The organism is Aphanothece microscopica RSMan92 (assembly GCF_046613545.2).
In the GTDB taxonomy this organism is placed as follows: Bacteria; Cyanobacteriota; Cyanobacteriia; order PCC-6307; family Cyanobiaceae; genus NIES-981.
Map to the genome: position 1 here is coordinate 1 of NZ_JBKKKY020000636.1, position 404 is coordinate 404.

At 46.0% G+C, this 404-nt stretch carries 1 protein-coding gene; it reads right to left on the bottom strand.

Annotated features, from left to right (window positions below):
* Positions 1-192: OsmC family protein (locus ACLD7X_RS19405; RefSeq protein ID WP_411425314.1), on the bottom strand; the 192-nt coding region annotated here is incomplete at its 3' end.
* Between the last annotated feature and the right edge of the window lie 212 nt (positions 193-404).

Consider the following 404-nt stretch of genomic DNA (forward strand, 5'->3'; position numbering starts at 1 on the left):
GCCGCCCAGAATTAATTCGTAAGGGGTAAGCCCCTGGTCATTTCCTCCCAAATCGGCCGGTTCGTCGGCCAGAACTTCGTGCTCACGTGCTTGCAGCGACACCAGGTAATCTTCCATTCCCAGCACAGCCAGTAAATTAGTTACACTCATTTCAAAAATGATGGTATTTTTAGAAATGTAGTAAATATGCATGTCCCCTGCAACTATTGGTGGTTTCCGGGAATCAGGTTCAATTTATGATTGGAGGGGTAGCCTTCGTTGCAATTCCCGTGAGGCACAGTTTGTTTGGTCACAGGTAGAGGGCTGACGAAAACTTTCGCAATAATTTAGTAAGGTTACTTTTCGGATGTGTTGATACCAAAGCTGAGCCCGGCATATATATCAACTCCCTGGGCTTTGATCGT